The organism is Streptomyces sp. NPDC058964, assembly GCF_042741275.1.
Classification (GTDB): Bacteria; Actinomycetota; Actinomycetes; order Streptomycetales; family Streptomycetaceae; genus Streptomyces.
The window spans coordinates 1-14,487 of the sequence record NZ_JBHYKH010000211.1; the positions used below are offsets into that span (position 1 = coordinate 1).

General features: G+C 71.9%; 13 protein-coding genes and 1 pseudogene. 11 read left to right on the top strand and 3 right to left on the bottom strand.

The genetic code is table 11. The annotated features are described in order from the left end of the window. A partial coding sequence (locus tag ACFW2E_RS24455) for an EamA family transporter (RefSeq protein ID WP_384469215.1) occupies window positions 1-786 on the top strand: 786 nt, incomplete at its 5' end. 14 nt (window positions 787-800) lie between these two features. Here the strand turns inward: ACFW2E_RS24455 and ACFW2E_RS24460 are convergent. Continuing rightward, window positions 801-1,967 (bottom strand): hypothetical protein, encoded by a 1,167-nt coding sequence (locus tag ACFW2E_RS24460; protein ID WP_384469216.1) that lies wholly within the window; start codon window positions 1,965-1,967, stop codon window positions 801-803. Next, the gene (locus ACFW2E_RS24465; RefSeq protein WP_384469217.1) at window positions 1,964-3,130 is read right to left on the bottom strand and encodes a HesA/MoeB/ThiF family protein; all 1,167 of its coding nucleotides are present in this window, start codon (window positions 3,128-3,130) and stop codon (window positions 1,964-1,966) included. The genes ACFW2E_RS24460 and ACFW2E_RS24465 overlap by 4 nt, the downstream gene beginning before the upstream one ends. Before the next feature lie 271 nt (window positions 3,131-3,401). Between ACFW2E_RS24465 and ACFW2E_RS24470 the strand changes: the two genes are divergently transcribed. Next, window positions 3,402-4,190 carry a DUF2785 domain-containing protein gene (locus ACFW2E_RS24470; protein ID WP_384469218.1) on the top strand — a complete coding sequence of 263 codons (789 nt, stop codon included), beginning with the start codon at window positions 3,402-3,404 and terminating at the stop codon, window positions 4,188-4,190. Window positions 4,191-4,193: 3 nt separating this feature from the next. Here ACFW2E_RS24470 and ACFW2E_RS24475 read toward each other — a convergent pair whose 3' ends face one another. Beyond that, the gene (locus tag ACFW2E_RS24475) at window positions 4,194-4,724 is read right to left on the bottom strand and encodes a TerD family protein (RefSeq protein ID WP_384469219.1); all 531 of its coding nucleotides are present in this window, start codon (window positions 4,722-4,724) and stop codon (window positions 4,194-4,196) included. A gap of 151 nt (window positions 4,725-4,875) precedes the next feature. Between ACFW2E_RS24475 and ACFW2E_RS24480 the strand changes: the two genes are divergently transcribed. The 9 genes and pseudogenes from ACFW2E_RS24480 (at window position 4,876) to ACFW2E_RS24520 (ending at window position 14,359) form a co-directional block, all read left to right on the top strand. Continuing rightward, window positions 4,876-5,481: a YdbC family protein gene (locus tag ACFW2E_RS24480; RefSeq protein ID WP_384469220.1), complete on the top strand. Its 606-nt coding sequence runs from the start codon at window positions 4,876-4,878 to the stop codon at window positions 5,479-5,481. 120 nt (window positions 5,482-5,601) lie between these two features. Next, window positions 5,602-6,261: a histidine phosphatase family protein gene (locus ACFW2E_RS24485; protein ID WP_384469221.1), complete on the top strand. Its 660-nt coding sequence runs from the start codon at window positions 5,602-5,604 to the stop codon at window positions 6,259-6,261. A 12-nt stretch (window positions 6,262-6,273) separates the two neighbouring features. Beyond that, window positions 6,274-7,179 carry an ADP-ribosylglycohydrolase family protein gene (locus tag ACFW2E_RS24490; RefSeq protein WP_384469222.1) on the top strand — a complete coding sequence of 302 codons (906 nt, stop codon included), beginning with the start codon at window positions 6,274-6,276 and terminating at the stop codon, window positions 7,177-7,179. Between the two features lie 209 nt (window positions 7,180-7,388). Then, window positions 7,389-8,471: pseudogene (locus tag ACFW2E_RS24495) on the top strand (HD-GYP domain-containing protein); the annotation flags it as partial. Then, on the top strand, window positions 8,468-9,775 hold the full coding sequence (locus tag ACFW2E_RS24500) for an HD-GYP domain-containing protein (RefSeq protein WP_384469223.1): 1,308 nt from the start codon (window positions 8,468-8,470) through the stop codon (window positions 9,773-9,775). The pseudogene ACFW2E_RS24495 and the gene ACFW2E_RS24500, both read left to right, overlap by 4 nt. Window positions 9,776-9,886: 111 nt before the next feature. Continuing rightward, window positions 9,887-10,867: a tetratricopeptide repeat protein gene (locus ACFW2E_RS24505; protein WP_384469226.1), complete on the top strand. Its 981-nt coding sequence runs from the start codon at window positions 9,887-9,889 to the stop codon at window positions 10,865-10,867. 76 nt (window positions 10,868-10,943) lie between these two features. Continuing rightward, window positions 10,944-11,594, top strand: coding sequence for a peptide deformylase (gene def, locus ACFW2E_RS24510; protein WP_384469224.1), 651 nt, complete (start codon window positions 10,944-10,946; stop codon window positions 11,592-11,594). A gap of 312 nt (window positions 11,595-11,906) precedes the next feature. After that, window positions 11,907-12,992: an epi-isozizaene synthase gene (gene cyc1, locus ACFW2E_RS24515; protein ID WP_384469227.1), complete on the top strand. Its 1,086-nt coding sequence runs from the start codon at window positions 11,907-11,909 to the stop codon at window positions 12,990-12,992. Then, the gene (locus ACFW2E_RS24520) at window positions 12,989-14,359 is read left to right on the top strand and encodes a cytochrome P450 (protein WP_384469225.1); all 1,371 of its coding nucleotides are present in this window, start codon (window positions 12,989-12,991) and stop codon (window positions 14,357-14,359) included. The genes cyc1 and ACFW2E_RS24520 overlap by 4 nt, the downstream gene beginning before the upstream one ends. The last annotated feature ends 128 nt before the right edge of the window (window positions 14,360-14,487 follow it).

Below are 14,487 nucleotides of genomic sequence, written 5' to 3' on the forward strand. Positions count from 1 at the left end.
GCCCGGGTGCTGCCGCGCGGCGCCTGGTGGTGGAAGGCCGCGGTCCTCGGCGCGCTCAACATCGGCGCCTTCTTCCCGCTGCTCTTCCTGTCCGCCTACCGGCTGCCCGGCGGCATGGCCGCGGTCGTCGGCTCGGTCGGCCCGCTGTTCGTCGTCGGCCTCTCGGCGGTGCTGCTCGGGCAGCGGCCGACCGCGCGCACGCTGCTCACCGGGGCCGCCGCCGCGTTCGGCGTCAGCCTCGTCGTGCTCAGGGCGGCCGGGGCACTCGACGCCGTGGGCGTGCTCGCGGCCCTCGCCGCCACCGCGTCGATGTCCACCGGCACCGTCCTGACCAAGCGCTGGGGGCGCCCCGACGGCGTCGGCCCGCTGGCCCTCACCGGCTGGCAGCTCACCGCCGGCGGTCTGCTCATCGCGCCTGTCGCCCTCCTTGCCGAGGGTGCGCCGCCCGCGCTCGACGGCCGCGCGGCCGGCGGTTATCTCTACCTCGCCCTGGCGAACACGGCGGTCGCCTACTGGCTCTGGTTCCGCGGCATCGGCCGGCTCACCGCGACCCAGGTCACCTTCCTCGGCCCGCTCTCCCCGCTGACGGCCGCGGTCGTCGGCTGGGCGGCGCTCGGCCAGGCGCTGACGCCGGTACAGCTGGCGGGCATGGCGCTGGCGTTCGGCGCGACGGCGGCGGGCCAGCTGGGAGCACACCACGCGGCGGTCCCGCGACGGTTCGGCTCCACGGCACGGCGGTCACCCAAGGACTCGACGGAGCCGCGGCGTCCCGCGCTCCGGCGGTAGAGCGGCCGGCCCGATCACCCGGTCCGGCGGTTGCGCCACCACGTCCGCAGCCACAGCAGGTGGATCCCGCCCAGGGCGACGACGACCGCCGCGGAATCCAGTCGCTGGGCGGCCGGGTGGCCGGGTCCCAGACGGGTCACGGCGCGGACGAGCAGCGCGACGTCGGCGGGCAGGGTCACCGTGGCCAGGAAGGCCAGGCACAGGGCGCTGCCGACGACGAGGACCACGCTGTACACGCGCACGGCGCGCCGTTCGTGGGCGGGCAGGCCGAGGCTGGGGTCGGCCGAGTCGCGGGCACGGCCGAGCATGCGCCGGGCGGCGTACCCGGCATGGGCGAGGCCGTCCCCGTAAAGGTCCCGGCAGCGCAGTACGTCCTGGAGGACGAAGTACAGGTCCGTGCGCATGAAGACCATGAGCTGGAACGGCAGCGGGAGGACGGACAGCAGGGTCAGCGCGGCCAGGACCCGGCGCGCGGTGCCGTCCGTACCGTGGGCCGCGAGCGCGAACAGCGACGCACAGGCCAGATTGGTGGCGATGCCGGCCAGGTAGGCGGTCAACCGGTGCCGCCGGGGCGCGAGTTCGATGCCGCTGATGTCGGTCTGCACGACCAGGAACTGCAACCGGGTGCCGAGCCGTATCCGGCCCGCCACCCCGGTCGCACGTGCCGTCAGCAGATGGGCGCACTCGTGCAGCAGGAGCAGCGTCCAGCCGAAGCAGGCACCGAGCGCGATCACCGCGCTGCCGTGGCCGCTCCAGAGCAGTGTGCAGTAACTCATCGGCACGGGCGGGCGGCTGAGGACCGCCGCCGCGACGAGCAGGCCGATCAGCACGGGGAGGACGGGACTGAGCAGCCATCGCACCTGGCCGGGCCGGATCCGGGCGAAGGGCGGCTTCGGCTGCCGCGGCCCGGACACCCGTGAGCCGTCCACCTCGGCCACGAACCCCAGATCGACCAGTGCGCCGACGAAGTCGGGCACGTCGAGGTCCTCGCCGGTCTCGGCGCGCAGCCGCTCGGCGACCTCGGCGGTGGCGAGCCCCTGGCCCAGCAGGTCGAGGGCGCGTTTACCGGCCTCGGGCAGCGCGACCACCTGCCCGGTGGCCATGCGGCCGACGATCCACTCCGTGCCGTCGGGGCGGGTGCGCAGGTCGTGCAGACGCACCCGGCCGGCCGGAGCCGTCACGGCTGCCGCCCGCAGGCGGGGCACTCCGGGCGCCGGGGGAACCGCTCCAGGATTGGATCGCCCGGCACCATCAGGTTCACGCCGAAGCGGAAGCCGGGCTCGACGTCCGGGATCCCGGTCAGCAGGGCCAGCGCCGCATGGGCGAGGTGGGCACCGGACAGCCCGGCGGTGACCGCGGTCGCCGGGTTCCACGGCATCCGCGGCGACGCGACCTCCTCGTCCTGCCCCGGCGGCAGCCGAAGATCGCGCCGCGCGTCCTCGCCCTCCCGCAGGCACTCCCAGCAGGCACCCGATCCGGGGCGGTAGACACCCGCGGTCGCCACCGGTCCCCGGTATCCGGCGTCGGTCCACGGGAGTCCGGCGGCCAGGCAGACGCGGTTGGCCCAGCGCCGGATCCGGACCGGGTGGTCGGCGGCGAGGACGAGCAGATCGTAGGGGGCGCCGGCGTCACGGGCCGTGCCGACCAGCTCCGTCAGGTCCTCCGGCCCGCGCACCTCCCGCCGCTCCCCGGTGACCGTCACGTCCGAGTTCAGCGCGCGGAGCGCGGCCAGCGCCGCCGTCACCTTGGGGCGCCCGATGTCGCTCTCGCGGTAGAGGGGCTGCCGGTTGAGGTTGGACAGCTCCACCACGTCCGGCTCCACGCAGTGCAGCCGGCCGACGCCGGACGCCACCAGGCTCTGGGCGGCGTGGCCGCCCGTGCCGCCGAGGCCCACCAGCAGGACCCGGGCCTCGCGCAGCCGGAGCTGGGCGTCCCAGGGGCTGCGGCGCGGGCCGCGGTCCATCCAGCGCAGCAGCGGGACGCCCCGGCTGTAGCGCACCCGCTCCCGGTCCGGCAGGGGCACCTCGGCCGCCGCGTCCTCCAGGAACCCGGCGGCGAACAGGTCGGCCATCGCCTGCCGCACCCCCTCGTCGTCGAGGTCGCCGCGGTCCACGAGGGCGGGGTGGCGGGCCAGCACCTCGGCGACCACCGCGGCGGGCCCCCGGGAGCCGTCCATCGCCCCGATCAGCGACCAGACCCACCCCCGCGGGTCCTCGATCTCGGCGCCGATGCCGTAGACCACGCTGCCGATGCGGACGTTGCCGTCCGTCGTCCGGTACGGCCGGTGCTCGGGCTTGACCCGAGGCCGGCCGAGCGCTGCCACGGCGATCGTCGAACTCGTCATCAAGGCTCCCCCGCCCCTTGCGTCGCTCTTGACATGCCGTACCCCCGGGGATCCCATGGAAACGTTCAACAGCCTTACCAACGAGGGTAATTGACATGGCGGCAACGAAGATCGTGATTCGCCCGCTCGACAAGAAGGAGACCACCGGGGACAGCAACTCCTCCGGTTCCTGAGCGGAGAAGCGGGGAACAGCGCAAAGGGGGGGCCCCGGGCGGGGCCCCCCCCCCACTTTTCCGTCCGCGCACGCTCCCGCGGGCCCTAACCTCCGCTCATGACCACATCACAGAGGTACGACGGTGACATCCGCGAACTCTCCGGGCCCGCCCGTGCCGCGGCGCTCGACACACTGGTCGCGGATCTGCGCTCGCCCGATCCGGCCGTACGCGACGACGGGGCCTGCCTGGCCGCCGCGCGCTGGATACCGGTCCTCGACGCGACCGAGCGGTACGGCCTCGGCGACAGCGTGGCGCGGCACTTCAGCGACACCGCCGTCCAGGCCCGCGCCTTCGCGCCGCTCGTCCTGGCCCGGATCGTCGAGGCGGGTGAGTGGCGGGAGGAGTGGTGGCGTGCCTTCTCCGGCTGGTACCCCGCCGAGACGGATCTGCGGGGGCATGATCCGGGGCTCGGGTGGGTGCATGCCGCCGCTCACGGCGCCGACCTGCTGGCGGCCCTGGCCGAACACCCCGGACAGCAGCCGTCGCCCCTCATCGAGTGCGCCGTCGCCCGGCTGCTGGCCCCCACCGACCACCTCTTCGACGCACAGGAGGACGACCGCATCGCCTACGCGCTCGCCCGGATCCTCTGCCGTCCGGATCTGACCGAGGCCCAGTCGGTACAGTGGCTGACCCCCGTGTCCGAGGCCTTCCGCACGGGCGCGCCCGGACCGGTCCCGGCCTGGGCGTCGAACACCATGCGAACGCTGCGCATGCTCTACGTCCTGACCGACCGCGGCGTCGGCAGACGCAACACGGACGAGGCACCGCGGACGCCCACCCACCGGGAGCCGGTGCTCGGCGCACTGGCGCGGACGCTCGCGATCGTCGCTCCCTACACCGGATGACCGTCAGGGCCGGTGCGCCCGGCCCATGTGCCGGGCGAAGGTCGCGGGGTCGTCCTCGAAGCCGTACACACCGGCACGGAAGGTCCACCCACGGGACTCGTCGCGCACGAACTCCGCGACCGTCGCCGCCGTCGCCCCGGGGACGGAGCCGAAGTCGTCCTGGGCCAGGACGTTGTAGCCCTCCCGGATGCGCACGGCCGGATTCAGCACGTTGGCGAAGGTCCGGTCCACCTGCTGCTGGATGACGACCCCGACCACCACGCGCGCGTAGCGGCCGTCGAGCCGGTCGAGTTCGAGTGTCATGACCTCGTCCCAGCCGAAGCCCTTGCCGTCCTTGCTGTCCCGGTTGAGAAAGATCGTGCCGTCGGGCGAGCGGCTGTCGAAGTGCACCAGATAGGCCGGTGCGCCGTACGGGTCGCTCGCCAGGTACGGCGCGGCGATGATGTCCAGATCGGTGGGCGGCTGTCCCGCCGGGCTCGGGTCCCACTGCAGTGCGACCTCGACCTTGCGGATCCCCTTGCTGAAGCCGGTCACCGACATCCCCTTCCCCCATTGCGGCCCCCTGCCCCAACTCCTGGACGGGGAGAGCTCGTTGTCCATCGTGCCATGCGCGCGGGGGAGTGCGCGCGGGCGATCTCCGCCGGAGCGTGACCGGCGCCACGCCCCATGGCCTTACGATGGCGCGGTGCTGGTCAAGTGGATTCGCTGCACCGTGGTGGACCGCCGCGGTTTCGAGCGGGGGCAGCGGAAGTGGGCGGGGCTTCTGGGGGAGCCGGGGTTTCGGGGACAGGGTGGTGGCTGGAGCAGGCAGCGGCCGGGAGTGGCGCACATCTTCGCCTTCTGGGAGAGCCGTGCCTTCTACGACTCCTTCATGGCCCGCTCCCACGACCGGCTGGCGGCCTCCCAGTCCGGCACGTTCAAGGACGCCCAGGTCAAATTGTTCGAGTACCGATTCGACGTGAAGACCGGCTTCGAGCCGCGGTTCACGGACTCCGACCTGATCCGTGTGGCCCTGTGTCGTGTCCACGAGCCGCGCGTGGAGCACTTCACGCTGATGCAGGAGAAGGTCTGGAATCCGGCGATGGCCGGTTCGCCCGGCATGATCCGGGGCATGTTCGCCGAGGCGCCGGAGAACGAGTTCCTCGTCCTTTCGATGTGGCGGTCGGCCGCCGAGCACGGCAAATACCGCACCGAGCGGGTGGAACGCCTTGCCCTGAGGGCGCAGACGGAGGCGGACATCGCCTCCCTGACGGGTGACATCGTGGAGCTGGAGCCGACCTGGATAGTTTGAAATCCGGACGCATGAAATAACGTGCCCTTGAGTGGCCCGTGGGGCAGGATTCGTGTGACGTACGACGTATGCAGCCCGTACGAGTGCTCGATCGGCCGTCGATCGATCTAGGGTTTCGGCATGGCACGACCACGGCGCATCGTCCTTGTCCGGCACGGCGAGTCAACGGGCAATGCTGATGACTCCGTCTACGAGCGCGAACCCGACCACGCTCTGGCGCTCACCGAACGCGGCTGGCAGCAGGCAGAGGAGACCGGCAAGAAGATCCGTGAGGTGTTCGGGCGGGAGCGCGTCAGCGTGTACGTCTCCCCGTACCGCCGCACGCACGAGACCTTCCGGGCCTTCCACCTCGATCCGGACCTCATACGGGTGCGCGAGGAGCCGCGGCTGCGCGAGCAGGACTGGGGAAACTGGCAGGACCGCGACGACGTACGCCTTCAGAAGGCCTACCGGGACGCGTACGGGCACTTCTTCTTCCGCTTCCCCCAGGGCGAGTCCGGCGCGGACGTCTACGACCGGGTCGGCGGCTTCCTGGAGAGTCTGTTCCGCAGCTTCGAGGCCCCCGACCATCCACCGAACGTCCTCCTGGTGACCCATGGGCTGGCCATGCGGCTGTTCTGCATGCGCTGGTTCCACTGGACGGTCGCCGAATTCGAGTCGCTCTCGAACCCCGGGAACGCCGAGATGCGCATGCTCGTTCTCGGGGACGACGGCAAGTACACACTCGACCGGCCCTTCGAGCGCTGGCGCGAGCCGGTGCCGAACTGGATCACCGGATAGAGTGGCAGGGCGATGACCGCTGATTTCTCACCCCTCGGGCGACTGGAGCGCGCCCTGGCCAGCCTGCGCGGACTCGCGGTGGGGGACGCGCTGGGCTCGCAGTTCTTCGTTCCGGCGAACTATCCGCTGCTGAAGCGCCGCGAGCTGCCGCCCGGCTCCTGGCAGTGGACGGACGACACGGAGATGGCATGCTCCGTGGTCGCCGTCCTGGCCGCACACCACCGCGTGGACCAGGACGCCCTGGCGCTCTCGTTCGCCGAGCACCACGACTTCGACCGCGGCTACGGCCCGGCGGTCAACCGGCTGCTGCGCCTCGTGCGCGAGGGCGGCGACTGGCGTGAGCTGGCCGCCGGGCTGTTCAAGGGCCAGGGCTCCTGGGGCAACGGTGCCGCGATGCGGATCGCGCCTCTGGGCGCGTGGTACGCGGACGACCCGGAGCAGGCGACCCACCAGGCGGAAATCTCGGCGTACCCGACGCACCAGCACCGTGAGGCGGTCGTCGGAGCCATGGCGGTCGCGGCGGCCGCCTCCCTGGCCGCTTCCCCCGGTGGCCCGCCGAGCGCCGAGGCGCTGCTCGACGGCGTCATCGACCTCGTGCCGAAGAGTGCCGTCGGCGCGGGCCTGCGGCGCGCTCGGGACATGCTCGACTACGGAGACGCCGGCACCGTCGCGGCCGTTCTGGGCTGTGGCCGCCGTACGAGCGCCCATGACACCGTCCCCTTCGCCCTCTGGTCGGCCGCGCGCTCCCTGGGCGACTACGAGACGGCGTTCTGGACGACCTCCCAGGTGGGCGGGGACGTGGACACCACCTGCGCCATCGTGGGCGGTGTGCTCGCCTCCGGCAAGGCGGGGACACCGCCGGCCGAGTGGGCGGAGCGGACGGAGGCGCTGCCGGACTGGGTGGGCGCGGGCGCCTGAACAACCGTGGGCGCCGCGCCCCCTTCGAAACTCTCCGTGTCCAACTGGAACTCTGCGTGACGGCCGGGCGTTGTCCAGGCATCAGCCGTGCGACGAGTGCGTGCGCGCCGAGGAGAGGTCTCACAGGTGGCAGGGGGTGTGGCGATGGCGTTTGTTCGGGTGCTGGTGAGGTGCTCCCTTCTCCGGACGGCCGCAATGCGGATTGGCGGCCCCCGCCGCGCGCCGCCCGCCCCCGCCCCGCCCGGGCCCGGCCGCCCCCCCCGCGGCGGCGTGTCTGGCGGGCCGCCCGGCCGGCGCTCGCCGTCTGGGGCGCGTCCCAGGTGCACTGGGCACTCGGCGGGCGGGACGCCGTCGTGGCTGCCGACTTCCCGTATCTGCTCATGCCCGCCGGGGCCGCCGTGCTGGTCTTCTGCCTGGTGCTGGCCGCGCTCGACGGCGGGATCCTCGCCCTCGCCGAACGGGTGCCGGCCCGGCGGGCCTGGCGCGGGCTGCTGTCACGCTCCCTCGCGCCGATCGCCGCGCACGGACTGGCCGGGCTGATGATGGCCGTGCTGTGGCGCAGCCCCTTCGGCCCCGTCGCCGCGCTGCTCGTGCTGCTGCCGATGTGCGTGTCCTGGTGGGCGTTCGCCCAGTACCACCGGGAGCGGGCCGCCCATCAGGCCACCATCCGCGCGCTGGTGCAGGCCGTCGACATCAAGGACGGGTACACGCGCGGACACAGCGAGCGGGTGGGACAGGCCTCCGTGATGATCGCCCGTGAACTGGGCATGGACGACGAACGCGTCGAGGTGCTGCGGTTCGCCGGGATCCTGCACGACGTGGGCAAGCTGGGCGTCCCGACGCGGCTGCTGCGCAAGGACGGGCCGCTCACTCCCGAGGAGCGGCGGGTCATCGAACTGCATCCCGAGTACGGGCACGAGATGGTGCGGGGCATCTCCTTCCTCGGCGAGGCCCGCGCCGCGATCCTGCACCACCACGAGCGGCTCGACGGGAGCGGCTATCCGTACGGGCTGGTCGGCGACCAGATCCCGGAGTTCGCGCGGGTGGTGGCCGTCGCCGACGCCTTCGACGCCATGACGTCCACCCGTTCCTACCGCAGGGCCCGGCCCGTCCCGACGGCGGTGGAGGAACTGGAGCGGTGCGCCGGGGTCCAGTTCGACCCCAGGATGGTCACCGCGCTGGCGCGGGCGCTGGCACGGCACGGCTGGAATCCCGCGGTCACCGCCGACGAGACCCCGTGCGCCCCGCCGTCGGCCGAACCCGTTCCCAGCCGGCCCGGAGCGGGCCGATGACGGCGCCCCGCCTGATATGCGGCTCCGCCGCCGCACTCGCCCTGGTCTCCCTGGCCGTCACCCTGTGGACCGGCGTCGACGAACGGGGAGTCGCCCTCGCCTTCGGTGTCCTCATAGCCGTCGGCGAGCTCACCCGCTTCCGGCCCCTCACCTCCGGATGGGCGGAGGGGACTCCCACGACACGTACCCGCGCGAGGGAGGCCGCACCCGTCGGCGCCGCCGGAGCACTGTCCTACGCCCTGCTCGGCGAGGTCGCCGGCCCACCCGCCCTGCCCCATGCTCTCGACTCCGCTCGAGCAGGAGGGACCCCCGTCGGCGCGGCACAGGTCGTCACCGTCGTCCTCGCCGCCTCGCTGCTCGGCGGCGTGCCGCACATCTGGCAGGGGCGCAGCCCCGGCCCCGACCATCTGGCCCGCCGCGTCCTCACCGTCGGCTTCGCCGCCGTCTGCTGCCAACCCCTGCACAGCCGTGCCGTGTTCGGGACGCTGGACGGCCCCGCCCATGCCCTCCTGGTGCTCCTGCTCCTCGCGCTCACCGAGCTGTTCGACGCCGTCCTCGCGGCCGCGCTGGCCCACTCCCGCAACCGCTGGCCCTTCGGTCCGCTGCTGCGGGACGAGCTGCGCGGGCTGCTCGGCATCGGGTCGGCAGTGTGCGCGACGGGCGCGGTGATGGCGCTGGCGGTCCCCGTCGCGGGGCTGTGGGCGCTGCCCGTGTTCTGCCTGCCGCTGCTGCTCACCCAGTTGTCGCTGCGCCGGTACGCCGCCGTGCGCGCCACCTACCGGCAGACCATCGCCTCCCTGGCCCGGTCCACCGAGGTCGCCGGGTACACCCCGGCCGGGCATGCCCGGCGTGTGGCCGCGCTCAGCCGGGCCGTCGGCCGGGACCTGGGGCTGTCCGGCGCCGAACTGACCGTGCTGGAGTACGCCGCCCTGATGCACGACATCGGCCAGCTCAGCCTGGTCGACCCGGTGCCGGCCGGGGCCACCGCCGGGCTGCCGCCCGAGGAGCAGCGGCGCATAGCGCTGCTCGGCGGGGCCGTCGTCCGGCAGACCGGGGTGGACGCGGCGGTCGCCGTGGTGGTGGAGCGGCAGGCCGACCCCTACCAGGAGCAGCCGGTGGCCGCCCGGATCGTGCGGGCGGTGAACGCCTACGAGGAGAAGGCCCGGGGCGCGGGGCCCGGCGGGCCGCTGAAGGCGTTGGAGGAACTGCGGCTCGGGACGTCCGGGGACTACGCGCCGGAGGTGGTGGAGTCGCTGGCCCGCGTGCTGTCCCGGGACTGTCTGACCCTGCCGTCGGCTGGGTAACCCATGGGTAATGAGCGCCCTTCCCGCCGTACGTGGTTGGATGCGAGGGAGAGGGTGTCCGGGGGCACAAGCCAGCCCACTGTGAGGAACTGGAACTGGCAGGCGGGAATCGTGAGGATCTTCGGCAAGGGACGGCACCGGCCCTCCGCCTCCTGGCGGCAGGCCACCGATCGCGCGTTCACGCTGATCGGTGACGGCCGGTACGAGGACGCGGGCGAGCTGCTGACACGTGCCGCCGATCTGGAGCCCTGGCTGTCCGAGTCCTGGTTCAACCTCGCCCTGCTGCACAAGTTCCGGCACGACTGGGAGCAGGCGCGGGCCGCCGGGCTCAGGGCCGTGGCCCTGCTGGACCGGGAGGCCGGGGCGCCCGACTGGTGGAACGTCGGCATCGCCGCCACCGCCCTGCAGGACTGGCCGCTGGCCCGGCGGGCCTGGCAGGCCTACGGGCTGCGGGTGCCGGGCGGAGCGACCGCCTCGGGGGAGCCGCTCGGCATGGAGCTGGGCAGCGCGGCCGTACGGCTGTCGCCCGAGGGCGAGGCCGAGGTCGTGTGGGGACGCAGGCTCGATCCGGCGCGGATCGAGGTGCTGTCCATTCCGCTTCCCTCGTCCGGGCGACGCTGGGGCGAAGTCGTCCTGCACGACGGGGTGCCCCACGGGGAACGGACCACGGCCACCGGGCACTCGTACCCCGTCTTCGACGAGATCGAGCTGTGGGCCCCGTCCCCCGTCCCCACCTGGGTGGTGCTCCTGGAGGCCGCGACCGAGGCCGACCGGGACGCCCTGGAGCAGCTGGCCGCCGACGCCGGCTTCGCCGCGGAGGACTGGTCGTCCTCCGTGCGGCTGCTGTGCCGGATGTGCTCGGAGTCACGGATGCCGTCCGACGAGGGCGACGGGGTGCATCTCGACCCCCACGACCACAGCGAGCCGGGGCATCCCGGGCCCCTGGGGCACCGCACCGACGGGCAGATGTGGGTGCCGGAGCGAGAGTGCGGGGTGGCCGCGCCGGCTTCGCTGGTGAGGGGGCTGCTGGACGGGTGGGTCGCGGACAGCCCGGATTCCAGGGACTGGCGGGACCTCGAGGAAGTCTGCTGAGCCATGTCCCGCGAGCGACCCCTTTAGGCTGTACTCGCAGATTTCTCCCAGGCTTGCAGGAAGGCGTACGTCGGTCATGGCGCAGCAGGACACCGATCAGCAGCACGCGGGCGTGCTCCCCGTGGACGACGAGGGCTTCGTCATCGACACCGAGGACACGGAGGAGCGCGAGAACGCCTGGCGCGAGCGCGGCACCTCGCGGCCCATCACGGTCGTCGGCAACCCGGTGCTCCACAAGGAGTGCCAGGACGTCACCGAGTTCGGCGACGAACTGGACCAGTTGGTCGCGGACATGTTCGCGAGCCAGCGCACCGCCGAGGGCGTGGGCCTGGCCGCCAACCAGATCGGTGTCGACCTGAAGGTCTTCGTCTACGACTGCATGGACGACGAGGGCGTCCGGCACGTCGGCGTGGTGTGCAACCCGAAGCTGGTCGACCTGCCCGCCGACAAGCGCCGCCTGGACGACAGCAACGAGGGCTGCCTGTCCGTGCCGACCGCCTACGCGCCGCTCGCCCGTCCGGACTACGCCGAGGTGACCGGGCAGGACGAGAAGGGCAACCCGATCAAGGTGCGCGGCACCGGCTACTTCGCTCGGTGTTTGCAGCACGAGACCGACCACCTGTACGGCTACCTCTACATCGACCGTCTCTCCAAGCGCGAGCGCAAGGACGCGCTGCGGCAGATGGCCGAGAACGAGCCACGCTACCCCGTGGTCGCCAACGACTGAGACCCGCGCGACCCCTTGTGACGCCCGGTCAGGGACTTCCCTGGCCGGGCGTTGTTCGTCTGCGTTCGTCTGCATTCATCCCCGCCGCCCTCGCTCGCCTGTCCGTCGCACATTCGATCCTTTGTGCGCCCCTATCGATCCTCGAGCAGTCACGCAAGGGGGGATTCTCGGCACTGTGGGGTAGTGAGTGAAGCAAATCCGTTCCCAGAACGGTCAGTTGTAGGGCTGAATGGAAGTGCGGGGATACGCAACGGCGCACGCCCGGCACAACGGGAGGGGTGTGTGCTCCTGGCGGCTGAGAGGGGTTTGTTCGTGCATGCTTTCCCACACAGCACCACATCGACGCCGACGGCGGTCCCGGTTCCGCCATCGCTGGCGCTACCGGTGATCGAGGCCGCGTTTCCCCGGCAACTGCATCCGTATTGGCCGCGGCTCCAGGAGAAGACCCGCGTCTGGCTGCTGGAAAAACGGCTCATGCCGGCGGACAAGGTGAAGGAATATGCCGACGGACTTTGCTACACCGACCTCATGGCGGGCTACTACATTGGCGCCCCCGAGGACGTCCTGCAGGCCATAGCCGACTACAGTGCGTGGTTCTTCGTCTGGGACGACCGCCACGACCGCGACATCGTCCACGGCCGCGCGGCCGACTGGCGGCGGCTCAGGTTCCGGTTGCATGCGGCCCTCGATTCACCCAGACACCACCTGGACCACCCGGACCCCGTGGTCGCGGGCTTCGCGGACAGTGTGACGCGGCTGTACTCGTTCCTGCCCCGGACCTGGAACGCGCGGTTCGCCCGGCACTTCCACGCCGTGATCGAGGCGTACGACCGGGAGTTCCGCAACCGGGTCGAAGGATATGTGCCCGGGGTCGAAGAATATCTCGCCCTGCGCCGGCTGACCTTCGCGCACCGGATATGGACGGACCTGCTGGAGCCGAGCGCCGGATGTGAACTCCCGGACTCCGTTCGGAAAGACCCGGCATATCGCCGCCCGGCGCTGCTGAGCCAGGAATTCGCCGCCTGGTACAACGACCTCTGTTCGCTTCCGAAGGAAATCGCGGGGGACGAGGTGCACAATCTCGGAATCAGTCTCATCACCTATGAGGGGCTGACTCTGGAAGAGGCGGTCGCGGAAGTGCGGCGGCGCGTCGAGGAGTGCATCACGGAATTCCTCGAAGCGGAATCGGAGGCTCTGCGGTTCGCGGACCGGCTCGACGACGGCACGGTGCAGGGAAAGGAACTCGGCGCCGCCGTCCGGGCCTGCCTCGGCAATATGCGGAACTGGTTCAGTTCCGTCTACTGGTTCCATCACGAGTCCGGCCGGTACATGGTGGACAGCTGGGACGACCGGTCCACGCCCCCGTACGTCAACAACGAAGCGGCAGGTGAGAAATGACCGTCGAGTCTGTGAAGCCCACGGCACTCGAAGTGCCCGAGTTGCGTGAGCCGCCCCTGGCGGGAGGTGCCGTTCCGGTCCTCGGTCACGGCTGGCGGCTGGTCCGCGATCCGCTGGCCTTCATGTCCGGGCTGCGCGACCACGGTGACGTCGTACGTCTGCGGCTCGGCCCGAAGACCGTGTACGCCGTCACCGCCCCCGCGCTCACCGGCGCCCTGGCCCTGAGCCCCGACTACAAGATCGACGGACCGCTGTGGGAGTCCCTGGAGGGCCTGCTCGGCAAGGAGGGCGTGGCCACCGCCAACGGCCCCCGGCACCGGCGTCAGCGGCGCACCATCCAGCCCGCGTTCAGGCTGGACGCCATCCCCGCGTACGGGCCCGTCATGGAGGAGGAGGCGCACGGGCTGACCGAGCGCTGGCGGCCCGGCGAGACCGTCGACTGCACCTCCGAGTCCTTCCGTGTCGCCGTGCGCATCGCCGCCCGCTGCCTGCTGCGCGGCGAGTACATGGACGAGCGGGCCGAGCGGCTGTGCATCGCCCTCGCCACCGTCTTCCGCGGTATGTATCGGCGGATGGTCGTCCCGCTCGGACCGCTGTACCGGCTGCCGCTGCCGCCCAACCGGAAATTCAACCGAGCCCTGGCCGATTTGCATCTCCTGGTCGACGAGATCGTCGCCGAGCGGCGGGCGTCTGGTCAAAAGCCGGACGATTTGCTGACGGCATTGCTGGAGGCGAAGGACGAGAATGGCGAGCCCATCGGGGAACAGGAGATCCACGACCAGGTGGTCGCGATACTCACTCCCGGCAGTGAAACAGTCGCCTCCACGATCATGTGGCTGCTCCAGGTACTCGCCGAACATCCGGAACACGCCGAGAAGGTGCGCGCCGAGGTCGAATCCGTGACCGGCGGTCGCCCGGTTGGATTCGAGGACGTCCGCCGGCTCACGCACACCAACAATGTCGTCGTCGAAGCCATGCGGTTGCGTCCCGCCGTATGGATATTGACGCGGCGCGCGGTGACCGACACCGCGCTCGGCGGCTATCGCATTCCGGCCGGGGCGGACATCGTCTACAGCCCGTACGCCATCCAGCGCGATGGCCGGTCGTACGCGCACAACCTCGGCTTCGACCCCGACCGCTGGCTGCCGGAGCGCGCCAAGGACGTGCCGAAGTACGCCATGAGCCCGTTCAGCGTCGGCAATCGCAAGTGCCCCAGCGACCACTTCTCCATGGCCCAACTGACCCTGATCACGGCGGCCTTGGCTTCGAAGTACCGCTTCGAACAGGTCAGCGGGTCGAACGAGGCGACCCGTGTGGGCATCACGCTCCGTCCCCACCGGCTGCTGCTGAAGCCGGTGCCATGGTGAGATCCGAGCCGCCGGGGCGGGGTGAGGCGGGCGCCCGGCCCCCCAAAACCCCCCCGGAGGCGGGGGGGGGGGGGCCCCCCCCCCCAACCACAACCGGGGGCCCCGCCGCCCCCCGACCCCAACCCCGC

Coding starts and splice junctions, on each gene's coding strand:
- def (WP_384469224.1), top strand. CDS start 10,944: ATGGCGCAGCAGGACACCGATCAGCAGCACGCGGGCGTGCTCCCCGTG.
- ACFW2E_RS24470 (WP_384469218.1), top strand. CDS start 3,402: ATGACCACATCACAGAGGTACGACGGTGACATCCGCGAACTCTCCGGG.
- ACFW2E_RS24485 (WP_384469221.1), top strand. CDS start 5,602: ATGGCACGACCACGGCGCATCGTCCTTGTCCGGCACGGCGAGTCAACG.
- ACFW2E_RS24500 (WP_384469223.1), top strand. CDS start 8,468: ATGACGGCGCCCCGCCTGATATGCGGCTCCGCCGCCGCACTCGCCCTG.
- ACFW2E_RS24490 (WP_384469222.1), top strand. CDS start 6,274: ATGACCGCTGATTTCTCACCCCTCGGGCGACTGGAGCGCGCCCTGGCC.
- ACFW2E_RS24465 (WP_384469217.1), bottom strand. CDS start 3,130: ATGACGAGTTCGACGATCGCCGTGGCAGCGCTCGGCCGGCCTCGGGTC.
- ACFW2E_RS24520 (WP_384469225.1), top strand. CDS start 12,989: ATGACCGTCGAGTCTGTGAAGCCCACGGCACTCGAAGTGCCCGAGTTG.